We start from the raw sequence: 12,978 nt of genomic DNA, 5'->3' as shown, positions 1-12,978 counted from the left end.
TTCCTTACGCCGCCTGCTTCGCTTCGCCGTCCGCCTGCGGGAACGGGAAACCGAAGAGACGGAGAAGCTCGCGAGCCTCGTCATCCGTCTTGGCAGTGGTGGTAACAATCACGTCCATGCCGCGCACCTTGTCGATGCGGTCATAGTTGATCTCGGGGAACACGAGCTGTTCCTTGATGCCGCAGGCATAGTTGCCGCGACCGTCGAACGACTTCGGGTTGAGGCCACGGAAGTCGCGGACGCGGGGAAGCGCGATCGTGATGAAGCGATCGAGGAACTCGTACATGCGTTCGCGGCGCAGGGTCACCTTGCAGCCGATCGGCATGCCTTCACGCAGCTTGAACTGCGCGATCGACTTCTTCGCCTTGGTCACGACCGGCTTCTGGCCGGCGATCAGTTCCATTTCAGAAGCGGCCTGCTCGACCTTCTTCTTGTCCTGGGTGGCTTCGCCAACGCCCATGTTCAGCACGATCTTTTCGATCCGCGGAATTTCCATGACGTTCTTGTAGCCGAACTTCTCGGTCATCGCCTTGACGATGGTCTCGTCGTACAGCTTCCGCATCCGCGGCGTGTAGGAATCAGCCATTGATGACCTCCCCGGTCTTGACGGCGACGCGAACCTTCTTGCCGTCGCGGGTTTCGAAGCGAACGCGGGTCGCCTTGCCGTCGGCGGTCACATGCGCGACCTTCGAGACATGCAGCGGCGCTTCGGTGCGCACCAGACCACCCTGGGGATCGCCCTGGGTCGGCTTCTTGTGGCGCACGGCGATGTTCACGCCGGCAACGACGACCTTGTCGTCCTTCGGCAGCGACTTGACGACCTCACCGGTCTTGCCCTTGTCCTTGCCGGACAGGACAACGACCTTGTCGCCCTTCTTGATCTTGGCAGCAGCCATCACAGCACCTCGGGGGCGAGCGAAATGATCTTCATGAAGCCCTTCGAGCGGAGCTCGCGGACCACCGGGCCAAAGATACGGGTGCCGATCGGCTCCTCGTTCTTGTTGACCAGCACAGCGGCGTTGCCGTCGAAACGGATCACCGAACCGTCGGCGCGACGGATGTCCTTCGCCGTACGGACGATCACCGCACGGTGCACGTCGCCCTTCTTAACCTTGCCGCGGGGAGCGGCTTCCTTGATGCTGACGACGATCACGTCGCCCACGCCGGCGAAGCGACGCTTCGACCCGCCCAGCACCTTGATGCACTGCACCCGCTTCGCGCCGCTGTTGTCTGCGACGTCGAGATTGGACTGCATCTGGATCATTGATCCGGTTCCTTCTCGTTTGGCCTGCCGGGACGCGCCCGGTGGTTCCGTTTCTAATGCGTCACCCCGGCCTTACCGGCCGGGGCACCAAAGCGGCGGCCTATGGCCGCAACTCGAGTTCTCCGCAAGAGCGGAGATGACGATTATGCGTCGACCTTGTTCGGCGTCGCGTGGGTGTTCACCCGCTCGATCACCTTCCAGGTCTTCAGCTTGGAGATCGGCGCAGTCTCTTCGATGCGCACGGTCTCGCCGGCCTTGTACTCGTTCGCCTCGTCATGGGCGTGGTACTTCTTCGAGCGGCGGATGATCTTCCCGTAGAGCGGGTGCTTCACCTTACGCTCGACGAGAACCACCACAGTCTTGTCGCCCTTGTCCGAGACGACATTTCCGGTCAGCACGCGCTTCGGCATGGTCTCGGTCCTCTTACTTCGCAGCCGAGCGCGAGCGCTCGTTCTGCAGCGTCTTGATACGGGCGATGTCGCGACGCACTTCCCGCACGCGGGTCGGCTTCTCGAGCTGGCTGGTGGCAGCCTGGAAGCGCAGGTTGAATGCCTCGCGCTTCAGGTTGCCCAGCTGCTCGGCGAGCTGGTCGTCGGTGTTCGCCCGAAGGTCGGTTGCCTTGGTCATTCTATCAGCCCTCCAGGTGCGACGTGTCGCCGAGGCGAGCGACGACCTTGGTCTTGATCGGCAGCTTCATCGCAGCGCGCTCGAACGCTTCCGCCGCGAGCGGGCCGGGAACGCCGTCCAGCTCGAACAGGATGCGGCCGGGCTTGACGCGGGCCACCCAGAATTCCGGCGAACCCTTACCCGAGCCCATGCGGACTTCGGCCGGCTTCGACGAAACGGGAACGTCCGGGAAGATACGGATCCAGAGACGACCCTGACGCTTGATGTGACGCGTGATCGCGCGGCGAGCCGCTTCGATCTGGCGCGCGGTGATCCGCTCGGGCTCCATTGCCTTCAGGCCATAGGAGCCGAAGTTGAGCGCCGTGCCACCCTTGGCTTCGCCATGGATGCGGCCCTTGAAGGCCTTGCGGAACTTGGTGCGCTTCGGTTGCAGCATTGTTCTGTCCTAGTCCTTAGCGGCGATCGTCGCGCGCCGGGCGCACGCCCGAGGTCTGCGCCTCGACGTTCAGCCGGTCCTGCGCCATCGGATCGTGACCCAGGATCTCGCCCTTGAAGATCCAGACCTTCACGCCGCACACGCCATAGGCGGTGTGCGCTTCGGCCTCGGCATAGTCGACGTTCGCACGCAGCGTGTGCAGCGGAACGCGGCCTTCGCGATACCATTCGGTGCGGGCGATTTCCGCGCCACCCAGACGGCCGGCGCAGGTGATACGAATGCCCTCGGCGCCGAGACGCAGCGCCGACTGCACCGCGCGCTTCATCGCACGGCGGAACGCGATACGGCGCTCCAGCTGGTCCGCCACGCCCTGCGCGACGAGCTTCGCATCGACTTCCGGCTTGCGGATCTCGACGATGTTCAGCGACACGTCCGACGAGGTCATCTCGCCCAGCTTCTTGCGAAGCTTCTCGATGTCCGCGCCCTTCTTGCCGATGATCACGCCGGGGCGTGCCGCGAAGATCGAGATGCGGCACAGCTTGGCCGGACGCTCGATCACCACCTTCGAGATCGCGGCCTGCGGCAGCGTCTTGACGATGAACTTGCGGATCTTGAGGTCCTCAAGCAGCAGGCGGCCGTAATCGGCGCCTTCTGCGAACCAGCGGCTGTCCCAGGTGCGGTTGATCTGCAGACGCAGACCGATGGGATTGCTCTTCTGACCCATTATGCTTCTTCCTGCTCGCGCACGACGATGCGCAGACGGCTGAACGGCTTCAGGATGCGGGTGGACTTGCCACGGCCGCGCGTCGCGAAGCGCTTCATCGTGATCGACTTGCCAACCGAAGCCTCGGCGACGACGAGCGCGTCGACGTCGAGATTGTGGTTGTTCTCGGCATTGGCGATGGCCGAAGCCAGCACCTTGCGGGCGTCGACCGCCATCGCCTTCTTCGAGAAAGCGAGGATGTTCATCGCCTCGGCCGCCGTGCGGCCGCGGATCAGGCCCGCGACCAGGTTCAGCTTCTGGGCCGAACCGCGGATCTGCGTGGCGACGGCAAGGGCTTCCTTGTCGCCAACCTTGCGGGGGGCTGCCTGCTTGCTCATTAGCGCTTACCCTTCTTGTCGGCGGCGTGGCCGGGGAAGAAGCGGGTCGGCGCGAACTCGCCGAGCTTCATGCCGACCATTTCCTCGTTGACCGACACCGGCACGAACTTGCGGCCGTTGTACACGTTGAACGTCAGGCCGACGAACTGCGGGAGGATCGTCGAGCGACGCGACCAGGTCTTGATCGGACCAGCGCGCGTGCCAGCTTCCTGGGCGGCTTCAGCCTTCTTGAGAAGGTGCAGGTCCACGAACGGACCCTTCCATACGGAGCGAGCCATCTATCAGCCCTTCTTCTTCGCGTGACGCGAACGGATGATCATCTTGTCCGTCGCCTTGTTGTGGCGGGTGCGCGCACCCTTGGTCGGCTTGCCCCACGGGGTGACCGGGTGACGGCCGCCCGAGGTGCGGCCTTCACCACCGCCGTGCGGGTGGTCGACCGGGTTCTTGGCGACGCCGCGGGTAAGCGGACGCTTGCCCTGCCAGCGGCTGCGACCGGCCTTGCCGAAGTTCTGGTTCTGGTTGTCGGGGTTCGACACCGCACCCACGGTCGCCATGCAGGCGGCGTGGATATAGCGCTGCTCGCCCGAGCCCAGACGCACGATCACCATGCCGCGGTCACGACCGACAACCTGGACGTACGCACCGGCCGAACGGGCGATCTGGCCGCCCTTGCCCGGCTTCATCTCCACATTGTGGACGATGGTGCCGACCGGCATCTGGCCCAGCTCCATGGCGTTGCCCGGCTTCACGTCGGTCTTCTTGCCGGCGATCACCTTGTCGCCGACGCCCAGGCGCTGCGGCGCCAGGATGTACGCCAGACGATCCTTGCCGTCTTCGCCGGCGCCGTAGTTCACGAGCGCGATGAAGGCGGTGCGGTTCGGGTCATACTCGATCCGCTCGACGGTACCTTCGACGTCCCACAGGCGGCGCTTGAAATCGACGACGCGATAGCGCTGCTTGTGACCGCCGCCGATGCCGCGCGAAGTGACATGGCCCTTGTTGTTACGGCCGCCGGTCTTGGTCTTGCCCTCGGTCAGCGCCTTTACGGGGCGACCTTTGTAGAGCTGCGAACGATCGATCAGGATCAGCCCGCGGACGCCCGGCGACGTCGGATTGTAATTCTTGAGCGCCATGGTCAGTTGACCCCCTGCGTCACGTCGATCTGCTCACCTTCAGCGAGGGTGACGATCGCCTTCTTCATGTCGGAGCGGCGGTAGGGCGCACCCTTCCACTTCTTGGTCTTGCCCTTCTGGACCAGCGTGTTCACGCCCGTGACCTTCACGTTCCAGATCGCTTCGACGGCGGCCTTGATCTCCGGCTTGGTCGCATCGCTGGCGACCTTGAAGACCACGGCGTTCGCCTCGGAGACGAGCGTCGACTTCTCGGTGATGTGCGGTGCGACGATCACGTCATAGTGACGGTTGTCGACCGGCTTGGACTGCTTAGCCATTGAAGCGCGCCTCCAGCTTCTCGACGGCAGCGCGGGTAAGAACCAGCGTGTCGCTCTTCAGGATGTCGTAGACGTTGGCGCCGATTGCCGGCAGCACGTCCACCTGGTGCAGGTTGCCCGCCGCCAGCGCGAACGTGGTCTCGACGGTGTCGCCGTCGATCACCAGCGCCTTCTTGCCGAAGCCCAGCTTTTCCAGGTTGCCCGCGAGCACCTTGGTCTTGCCGTTCTCGACGACCAGGCTGTCCATGACGATCAGCGAACCCGCCTTGGCGTGGCTCGACAGCGCCATCTTCAGGCCCAGCGCGCGGATCTTCTTGTTCAGCGACGGATTGAAGTCGCGAACGCGAGCGCCGTGCGCCTTACCACCGCCGATGAACACCGGGGCGCGGCGATCGCCGTGACGTGCCGTGCCGCCGCCCTTCTGGCGGCCCCACTTCTTGCCCGTACGCGCAACGTCCGCACGCTCGCGGGTGCCGCGGGCGGTGCCGCGACGCTTCTCGAGCTGCCAGGTGACGACGCGATGCAGGATGTCGGCGCGCGGATCGAGACCGAAGATCTCGTCGTTGAGCTCGATATCGCCCTTTTCGGCGGCGTCGAGGGTTTGAACCTTGACCTTCACTTAGCCCTCCTGGCCTTCGGTGGCTTCCGGAGCGGCCGCGGCGGGCGCTTCGGCGGGAGCCTCGTTGCTGTTCGCGACGGCCTTGAGGCCGGCGGGGTACGGCGCATCGGCGTGACGGTCGACCTTGACGGCGTCCTTCACGATCAGCCAGCCACCCTTCGAGCCCGGGACCGAGCCCTTGACGAAGATCAGGCCGCGCTCGGCATCGGTGCCGACCACTTCCAGATTCTGCTGGGTGCGATTGCGGTCGCCCATGTGACCGGCCATCTTCTTGTTCTTGAAGACGCGGCCCGGATCCTGGCGGTTACCGGTCGAACCGTGCGAACGGTGCGAGACGGAAACGCCGTGGGTGGCGCGCAGACCGCCGAAGCCCCAACGCTTCATGGCGCCGGCGAAACCCTTACCCTGGGTACGGCCCGACACGTCGACCAGCTGGCCTGCGACGAAATGGTCGGCCGAGATTTCGGCGCCTACGTCCAGCAGACCATCTTCCTCGACGCGGAATTCGCAGAGGATCGCCTTGGGCTCGACTTCGGCCTTGCCGAAGTGACCGCGCTGCGGCTTGGCGACGTTCTTGGCCTTCGCCGTGCCGGCGCCGACCTGAACGGCCACATAGCCATCCTTTTCGGTGGTGCGCTGTGCCACCACCTGGACGCCTTCCAGTGCCAGAACGGTCACCGGCACGTGCCGGCCATCGTCCTGGAACAGGCGGGTCATCCCCATCTTCTTCGCGATAACGCCAGTGCGCATCGGCCTGTTGCTCCTATCACAGAGGCACCCCCGGGACCATTCCCGCGGGTGCGTGTTCAGCCCTAGAATTTACTGCGAAGCCCCCGTCCGGGCTGAACCCCCGCCTTGCGGCGGGAGAGACGGGGGACGCAGGCCCGGCCACTCGAAAGCCGCCGGCGGTATCCCTTGTCGATGCGAGCCGTTCCGGCTCGGCGCTCCTTGCATTGGATCGGGGAACGATCCGGTCGAGGAGGATGGCGACTCCCCTCAGGGAAGTCGCGAATCTCGTGGAAGCGGCGCCTTTACGTCAGCTGCGCTTCCCTGTCCACCTTTTTAGGGGCGAACGCCAAAAGCCCCCGCGAAGCGCGGGGGCCGGTGCCGGCTCAGGCCAGCTTGATCTCGACGTCGACGCCAGCGGCCAGGTCGAGCTTCATCAGCGCGTCCACGGTCTGCGGGGTCGGCTGAACGATGTCGAGCATGCGCTTGTAGGTGCGGGTCTCGAACTGCTCGCGCGACTTCTTATCGATGTGCGGACCCCGGTTGACGGTGAACTTGTCGATGTGAGTCGGGAGCGGGATGGGGCCACGGATAAGGGCGCCGGTGCGGCGAGCGGTGTCGGCAATGTCGCCGGCAGCCTGATCGAGCACGCGGTGATCGAACGCCTTGAGGCGAATGCGGATATTCTGCGTTTCCATGGTCCTACCGATGCGAAAGAGCGGGGCTGCGCACCCAATGCCACCCCGGCGAAGCCCCGGCCCCTGCCCTGCCGCCTGGAAAGCGGATCGAACTGGCGCCGGTTGAACCGGGACGACGGCTGAATGGCCGCCTCTTGCTGTTGAACTCTAAAACCGAAGGGGCGGCCTTTAACGGCGCTCCTATAAAAAGGCAACCGCCCGACACCCCTTTTTTCGGGTGCCGGGCGGCTGCTTCTTTCACCTGCCGGCATGCGCCGGCGAAGTGCTTACTTGTCGATCTGCGCGACCACGCCGGCGCCGACGGTACGGCCGCCCTCGCGGATCGTGAAGCGCTGGCCGACGTCCATGGCGATCGGCGCGATGAGCTTGATGCCCAGCGAGACGTTGTCGCCCGGCATCACCATCTCGGTGCCCTCGGGCAGCTCGACGGTGCCGGTCACGTCGGTCGTGCGGAAGTAGAACTGCGGACGATAGTTCGCGAAGAACGGCGTGTGACGGCCGCCCTCGTCCTTCGACAGGACGTACACTTCCGACTTGAACTCGGTGTGCGGCTTGATCGAGCCCGGCTTCGCCAGAACCTGACCACGCTCCACCTCGTCACGAGCGACGCCACGCAGCAGCGCACCGACGTTGTCGCCGGCCTGGCCCTGGTCGAGCAGCTTGCGGAACATTTCCACGCCGGTCACGACGGTCTTGCGGGTGTCGTGGATGCCGACGATCTCGACTTCCTCACCAACCTTGATGATGCCGGTTTCGACACGGCCGGTCACCACGGTGCCGCGACCCGAGATCGAGAACACGTCTTCGATCGGCATCATGAACGGCTTGTCGAGCGGACGATCCGGCTCGGGGATCGATTCGTCGACGGCGGCCATGAGCGCCAGGATGGCTTCCTTGCCGAGCTTGTCGTCGGTGCCGTTGAGCGCGGCGGTAGCCGAACCACGGATGATCGGAATGTTGTCGCCGTCGAACTCACGCTTGGAGAGCTCTTCGCGGATTTCCATTTCGACCAGCTCGAGGATTTCCTCGTCGTCGACCAGGTCGACCTTGTTGAGGAACACGACCATCGTCGGCACGCCGACCTGACGGGCGAGCAGGATGTGCTCCTTGGTCTGCGGCATCGGACCGTCGGTCGCTGCCACCACCAGGATCGCGCCGTCCATCTGGGCCGCGCCGGTGATCATGTTCTTCACATAGTCGGCGTGACCCGGGCAGTCGACGTGCGCATAGTGGCGGCTGTTGGTTTCATACTCGACGTGCGCGGTCGAGATGGTGATGCCGCGCTCGCGCTCTTCCGGTGCCTTGTCGATGTTCGCGAAATCGACCGCGGCGTTGCCCGCAACGTTCTCCGCGAGGATCTTGGTGATCGCAGCCGTCAGCGACGTCTTGCCATGGTCGACGTGACCGATGGTGCCGATGTTGAGGTGCGGTTTGCTCCGATCGAACTTTGCCTTCGCCATTGTCTTCCTACCTTCTGATTCAATTTCCCGTGCCGCCAGGGGACTCGCGAGAACGCGGCCCCATAGCGGCTGTTTTCCGATTACGCCAGCTTTGCCTTCACTTCGTCGGCGACGTTGGCGGGCACTTCGTCATAGTGCGAGAACTGCATCGTGTACTGCGCGCGGCCCTGGGTGAACGAGCGGAGCGCGTTCACATAGCCGAACATGTTCGCCAGCGGCACCATGGCAGTGACGGCCTGCGCGTTACCGCGGGTGTCCGTACCCTGGATCTGGCCACGACGGCTGTTCATGTCGCCGATGACGTCGCCCAGATAGTCTTCCGGGGTGACGACTTCGACCTTCATGATCGGCTCGAGCAGCTTGATGCCGGACTTCTGGGCAGCTTCGCGCATCGCCGCACGTGCGGTGATTTCGAAGGCCAGCGCCGACGAGTCGACGTCGTGGTACGCACCGTCATACAGCAGCACTTCGAAGTCGATGATCGGGAAGCCGACCAGCGAGCCCGTAGCTGCCGTCTCGCGGAAGCCCTTTTCGATCGCGGGGATATATTCCTTCGGAATGTTACCGCCCTTGATCTCATCCTTGAAGATGATGCCCGAACCACGCTCGCCCGGCGTCAGCTTGACCTTGACGCGACCGAACTGGCCGGTGCCGCCCGACTGCTTCTTGTGCGTGTAGTCGATGTCGACCGGCTTCGCGAGATATTCGCGATACGCCACCTGCGGCGCGCCGACATTCGCCTCGACCTTGAACTCGCGCTTCATGCGGTCGACCAGGATCTCGAGATGGAGCTCGCCCATGCCCTTGATGATGGTCTGGCCGCTCTCCGAGTCGGAGGAGACGCGGAACGACGGGTCCTCGCGGGCAAGACGATTGAGCGCGACGCCCATCTTTTCCTGGTCCGCCTTGGTCTTCGGCTCCACCGAAAGCTCGATCACGGGCTCGGGGAATTCCATCCGCTCGAGGATGATCGGGGCGTTCTGCGCGCAGAGCGTGTCACCGGTCGTGGTATCCTTGAGGCCGGCGAGCGCGACGATGTCACCCGCATAGGCTTCCTGGATGTCCTCACGGCTGTTCGCATGCATCAGCAGCATGCGGCCGACCTTTTCCTTCTTGTCCTTCACCGAGTTCATCACGGTGGTGGCCGCTTCGAGCTTGCCCGAATAGATGCGCGCGAAGGTCAGGGTGCCGACGAACGGGTCGTTCATGATCTTGAACGCCAGCGCCGCGAACGGCTCGGTGTCCGAGGACGGACGCTCGTCCGGCGTCTCGCCGTCGAGCTTGACGCCCTTGATCGCCGGAACGTCGAGCGGGCTCGGCAGATAGTCGATCACGGCGTCGAGCAGGGGCTGCACGCCCTTGTTCTTGAACGCCGAGCCGCAGATCACCGGCACGAACGCCATCTCCAGCGTGCCCTTGCGGATCAGACGCTTGAGGTCGGCGACGCTCGGCTCGTTGCCTTCGAGATAGGCTTCCATCAGCTCGTCATCGAGCTCGACGGCCATCTCGATCAGGTCGCTGCGATACTTCGCAGCCTTCTCGGCGAGATCCGCCGGGATTTCCTGATATTCGAACTTCGCACCCAGGCTCTCTTCGAGCCAGATGATCGCGCGGTTCTCGACCAGGTCGACGAGACCCTTGAAGCCGCCCTCGATGCCGATCGGGAGATACAGCACTGCCGGACGCGCGCCGAGGCGGTCGACGATCGAGTTCACGCAGAAATAGAAGTCGGCGCCGGTGCGATCGAGCTTGTTGATGAAGCACATGCGCGGCACGCCGTACTTGTCGGCCTGGCGCCACACGGTTTCCGACTGCGGCTCAACGCCGGCAACGCCGTCGAAGCACGCAACCGCACCGTCGAGCACGCGCAGCGAACGCTCGACTTCGATGGTGAAGTCGACGTGGCCGGGGGTGTCGATGATGTTGATGCGGTGCTCTTCGCCCTTGCCGTCGGCAGCGCGCCAGAAGCACGTGGTCGCAGCAGACGTGATCGTGATCCCGCGCTCCTGCTCCTGCTCCATCCAGTCCATCGTGGCGGTGCCTTCATGCACTTCGCCGATCTTGTAGGACTTGCCGGTGTAATAAAGGATGCGCTCGGTCGTGGTCGTCTTACCGGCGTCGATATGGGCCATGATGCCGATGTTGCGGTAACGCTCGAGCGGATGGCTGCGGGCCATGATCGTGGTTTCCTTGAAAATTTGGGGAGCCGGACCGTCCAGCTCCCCAATATGTAGGTAAGAAATTTACCAGCGGTAGTGGCTGAAGGCGCGGTTCGCTTCCGCCATGCGGTGCGTGTCCTCGCGCTTCTTCACCGCGTTGCCGCGGTTGTTCGCCGCATCCATCAGCTCGCCCGAAAGACGGGCGGCCATGGTGTGCTCGCTGCGGTTGCGAGCCGATGCGATCAGCCAGCGGATCGCCAGCGCCTGGGCGCGCTCGGGGCGCACTTCGACGGGGACCTGGTAGGTCGCACCGCCGACGCGGCGGCTGCGGACTTCGATGCCGGGCTTGATGTTGTTCAGCGCGTCATGGAACACGCCGAGCGGCTCGCGCTTGGCGCGGGTCTCGACGGTTTCGAGCGCACCGTACACGATCGCTTCGGCGACGGACTTCTTGCCGTCCAGCATCACCGAATTCATGAACTTCGAAAGAACCACATCCCCGAACTTCGGGTCGGGCAGGATTTCCCGCTTCTCGGGACGACGACGACGTGCCATCTCAACTTTTCCTTATGATCTTCAGCCGTTCCGAAACCTGTTCGGGGCTTACTATGGCCTGATTACTTCGGACGCTTCGCGCCGTACTTCGAACGGCTCTGCTTGCGATCCTTGACGCCCTGCGTATCGAGCACGCCGCGAAGGACGTGGTAGCGGACGCCGGGAAGATCGCGCACACGGCCGCCGCGGATGAGCACCACCGAGTGCTCCTGCAGGTTGTGGCCTTCACCCGGGATGTAGCTGATGACTTCGCGGCTGTTGGTCAGACGGACCTTGGCCACCTTGCGAAGCGCCGAGTTCGGCTTCTTCGGGGTCGTCGTGTACACGCGGGTGCAAACGCCGCGCTTCTGCGGGTTCTGTTCCATCGCAGGGACCTTGCTCTTGGCCTTCTGCGGTTCGCGGCCCTTGCGGACCAGCTGGTTAATCGTCGGCATGAAGCCCTTCACCTTTCAGATGGTTACTTTGCTGGAGCCCTGTTGGACAGAATACGAAAAAGCCCCGGCGGCCTCAGCCCCCCGGGCGATTGCGTCTCCAGCAACGTTCAGCTCTTTGCGCCACAAGGGGAATCGCCCCACGCGGAACCGGGCGGCCTATATCGATGCGCGCCCTCGCGGTCAACCGCTGCGCCCGCGCGGGCTCGCAGCTTCCCGGGGCTGCCACCGCAACGCGGCTGTGCTAGCCCGCGGACCAGGGATTCGGCAACCACCGCATGGGGAGCAGACATGTTCAACGGCAACCGCAATCGCGACGAGCGTCCCGCCTCGGGCAGCGCCCAGGCGCAGGGGCATGCCCGGCGCGGCCAGTTCTCGGTACTGGGCGCGGATATCGTCGTCGCCGGCAACATCGCCGCGACGTCCGATCTGCATGTCGACGGCCGGATCGAGGGCGATGTGCGCTGCGGCAGCCTGGTTCAGGGCGCCGAAAGTCAGATTTTCGGGCGGGTGGAAGCCGAAGACGCGCGGCTGGCCGGGCTGGTCGAAGGATCGGTCTGCGTGCGCCAGCTCACCATCGAACGAACCGCCCGAATCACCGGCGATGTCGAATACGAAACGCTGACGGTGGAACAGGGCGGCCATATCGACGGCCGGCTGAAGCATATGGGCGGCGCCAATGCGGCCGCCGCGGCGCCGGCCCCGGTGCTGCTTCAGGCAGTGGGCGGGGAGACGGGCTGAACCCGCCTTCCCCGCCGGCACTCACATGCCGCGGATGCGGTCGTGATGCTTGGAGATCATGTCTTCGGCATCGCTGGCGAACTCGCGCAGCGCCGGCACGTCGCCGCTGGCGGCATAGGCGCGCACGGCAGCAAGCGCCTTTTCATGTGCGGCCACCTGCTGTGCCTTGTATTCGGTGTCGAACGCCGTGCCCGTCGCCGTCTGCAACGCCTGCAGATTGGCCTGCTGCTCGGCGGTCATCGCCGCAGCAGGGGTGATGGCCGGGCTGGCGGTGCCGGCCGCGGTCTTCAGCTTGCCCGTCGACTTGGTGTGTTCCTCCACCATGTCCTTGCCGAAATCCTTCAGGTCGTCGCTGGTCGCCTTGGTCTGCGCCAGCCGGCCGGCGGCGATCTCATAGGCGTCGCTGGCGGCGACCGTGTTGGCGAAATCCTGCCCGGTCATCGGGGCGGCCGCCATCGCGTTGTCCCCCATCCCGTTCATCGCGCCCATATTGTCGCCCATGCCCTCGTCGGCGGGCAAGTTGGTGACCACGGCGCCATTGTCCATCGCCGTATTCTCGGTGTTGCCGCCACAGGCGCCCAGCGCGAGCACGGGTGCAAGACCCAGGATCAGCAGGTGCTTCTTCATCATTGGATACTCCTCGTTCCTGGCACGACTGAACGCGCCTTGCACCGTGCTGTTCCGAAACCTCGAATCCATCTACCTGATTTC

General features: G+C 64.4%; 20 protein-coding genes. 1 reads left to right on the top strand and 19 read right to left on the bottom strand.

Going from position 1 to position 12,978, the window contains the following annotated elements:
- Positions 1-4: 4 nt before the first annotated feature.
- The 18 genes from rplE to rpsL all read right to left on the bottom strand — a co-directional run bounded on the left by rplE (position 5) and on the right by rpsL (position 11,529).
- Positions 5-586: a 50S ribosomal protein L5 gene (rplE, locus tag ACNFJ7_RS16235; RefSeq protein WP_019369684.1), complete on the bottom strand. Its 582-nt coding sequence runs from the start codon at positions 584-586 to the stop codon at positions 5-7.
- The gene (rplX, locus tag ACNFJ7_RS16230; protein WP_019369683.1) at positions 579-896 is read right to left on the bottom strand and encodes a 50S ribosomal protein L24; all 318 of its coding nucleotides are present in this window, start codon (positions 894-896) and stop codon (positions 579-581) included. The genes rplE and rplX overlap by 8 nt, the downstream gene beginning before the upstream one ends.
- On the bottom strand, positions 896-1,264 hold the full coding sequence (gene rplN / locus ACNFJ7_RS16225; RefSeq protein WP_019369682.1) for a 50S ribosomal protein L14: 369 nt from the start codon (positions 1,262-1,264) through the stop codon (positions 896-898). Before rplN ends, rplX begins: the two co-directional genes overlap by 1 nt.
- Positions 1,265-1,407: 143 nt before the next feature.
- The gene (gene rpsQ / locus ACNFJ7_RS16220; RefSeq protein WP_019369681.1) at positions 1,408-1,674 is read right to left on the bottom strand and encodes a 30S ribosomal protein S17; all 267 of its coding nucleotides are present in this window, start codon (positions 1,672-1,674) and stop codon (positions 1,408-1,410) included.
- A gap of 13 nt (positions 1,675-1,687) precedes the next feature.
- The gene (gene rpmC / locus ACNFJ7_RS16215) at positions 1,688-1,891 is read right to left on the bottom strand and encodes a 50S ribosomal protein L29 (RefSeq protein WP_019369680.1); all 204 of its coding nucleotides are present in this window, start codon (positions 1,889-1,891) and stop codon (positions 1,688-1,690) included.
- 4 nt (positions 1,892-1,895) lie between these two features.
- Positions 1,896-2,327, bottom strand: a complete 432-nt coding sequence (gene rplP, locus ACNFJ7_RS16210; protein WP_019369679.1) for a 50S ribosomal protein L16 — start codon at positions 2,325-2,327, stop codon at positions 1,896-1,898.
- Between the two features lie 16 nt (positions 2,328-2,343).
- Positions 2,344-3,051: a 30S ribosomal protein S3 gene (gene rpsC / locus ACNFJ7_RS16205; RefSeq protein WP_019369678.1), complete on the bottom strand. Its 708-nt coding sequence runs from the start codon at positions 3,049-3,051 to the stop codon at positions 2,344-2,346.
- A complete protein-coding gene (gene rplV / locus ACNFJ7_RS16200; RefSeq protein WP_010545725.1) occupies positions 3,051-3,428 on the bottom strand; it encodes a 50S ribosomal protein L22 in 378 nt (125 codons plus the stop codon). The genes rpsC and rplV overlap by 1 nt, the downstream gene beginning before the upstream one ends.
- Complete coding sequence (gene rpsS, locus ACNFJ7_RS16195) at positions 3,428-3,706, bottom strand: 30S ribosomal protein S19 (protein WP_019369677.1); 279 nt, start codon at positions 3,704-3,706, stop codon at positions 3,428-3,430. Before rpsS ends, rplV begins: the two co-directional genes overlap by 1 nt.
- Before the next feature lie 3 nt (positions 3,707-3,709).
- A complete protein-coding gene (gene rplB, locus ACNFJ7_RS16190) occupies positions 3,710-4,561 on the bottom strand; it encodes a 50S ribosomal protein L2 (RefSeq protein WP_019369676.1) in 852 nt (283 codons plus the stop codon).
- A gap of 2 nt (positions 4,562-4,563) precedes the next feature.
- Entirely contained in the window at positions 4,564-4,878 is a 315-nt protein-coding gene (locus tag ACNFJ7_RS16185; RefSeq protein ID WP_019369675.1) for a 50S ribosomal protein L23, read from the bottom strand.
- Complete coding sequence (gene rplD / locus ACNFJ7_RS16180; RefSeq protein WP_019369674.1) at positions 4,871-5,497, bottom strand: 50S ribosomal protein L4; 627 nt, start codon at positions 5,495-5,497, stop codon at positions 4,871-4,873. Before rplD ends, ACNFJ7_RS16185 begins: the two co-directional genes overlap by 8 nt.
- On the bottom strand, positions 5,498-6,247 hold the full coding sequence (gene rplC, locus ACNFJ7_RS16175; RefSeq protein ID WP_019369673.1) for a 50S ribosomal protein L3: 750 nt from the start codon (positions 6,245-6,247) through the stop codon (positions 5,498-5,500).
- Between the two features lie 362 nt (positions 6,248-6,609).
- On the bottom strand, positions 6,610-6,921 hold the full coding sequence (rpsJ, locus tag ACNFJ7_RS16170; RefSeq protein ID WP_010545719.1) for a 30S ribosomal protein S10: 312 nt from the start codon (positions 6,919-6,921) through the stop codon (positions 6,610-6,612).
- A 266-nt stretch (positions 6,922-7,187) separates the two neighbouring features.
- Positions 7,188-8,381 (bottom strand): elongation factor Tu, encoded by a 1,194-nt coding sequence (tuf, locus tag ACNFJ7_RS16165; RefSeq protein ID WP_019369672.1) that lies wholly within the window; start codon positions 8,379-8,381, stop codon positions 7,188-7,190.
- A gap of 80 nt (positions 8,382-8,461) precedes the next feature.
- On the bottom strand, positions 8,462-10,558 hold the full coding sequence (gene fusA, locus ACNFJ7_RS16160) for an elongation factor G (protein WP_019369671.1): 2,097 nt from the start codon (positions 10,556-10,558) through the stop codon (positions 8,462-8,464).
- Between the two features lie 66 nt (positions 10,559-10,624).
- Entirely contained in the window at positions 10,625-11,095 is a 471-nt protein-coding gene (rpsG, locus tag ACNFJ7_RS16155) for a 30S ribosomal protein S7 (RefSeq protein WP_019369670.1), read from the bottom strand.
- Between the two features lie 62 nt (positions 11,096-11,157).
- Complete coding sequence (gene rpsL / locus ACNFJ7_RS16150; RefSeq protein ID WP_010545715.1) at positions 11,158-11,529, bottom strand: 30S ribosomal protein S12; 372 nt, start codon at positions 11,527-11,529, stop codon at positions 11,158-11,160.
- Between the two features lie 288 nt (positions 11,530-11,817).
- Here rpsL and ACNFJ7_RS16145 point away from each other — a divergent pair, with 288 nt between their 5' ends.
- Positions 11,818-12,267, top strand: a complete 450-nt coding sequence (locus tag ACNFJ7_RS16145; RefSeq protein WP_019369668.1) for a bactofilin family protein — start codon at positions 11,818-11,820, stop codon at positions 12,265-12,267.
- A 21-nt stretch (positions 12,268-12,288) separates the two neighbouring features.
- Here the strand turns inward: ACNFJ7_RS16145 and ACNFJ7_RS16140 are convergent, their stop codons facing one another.
- Complete coding sequence (locus tag ACNFJ7_RS16140) at positions 12,289-12,897, bottom strand: DUF4142 domain-containing protein (RefSeq protein ID WP_019369667.1); 609 nt, start codon at positions 12,895-12,897, stop codon at positions 12,289-12,291.
- Between the last annotated feature and the right edge of the window lie 81 nt (positions 12,898-12,978).

The organism is Sphingomonas sp. HT-1 (assembly GCF_048568905.1).
GTDB lineage: Bacteria > Pseudomonadota > Alphaproteobacteria > Sphingomonadales > Sphingomonadaceae > Sphingomonas.
Note: the sequence above shows the minus strand (reverse complement) of the source record. Positions and strands in the feature narration are given on the sequence as shown.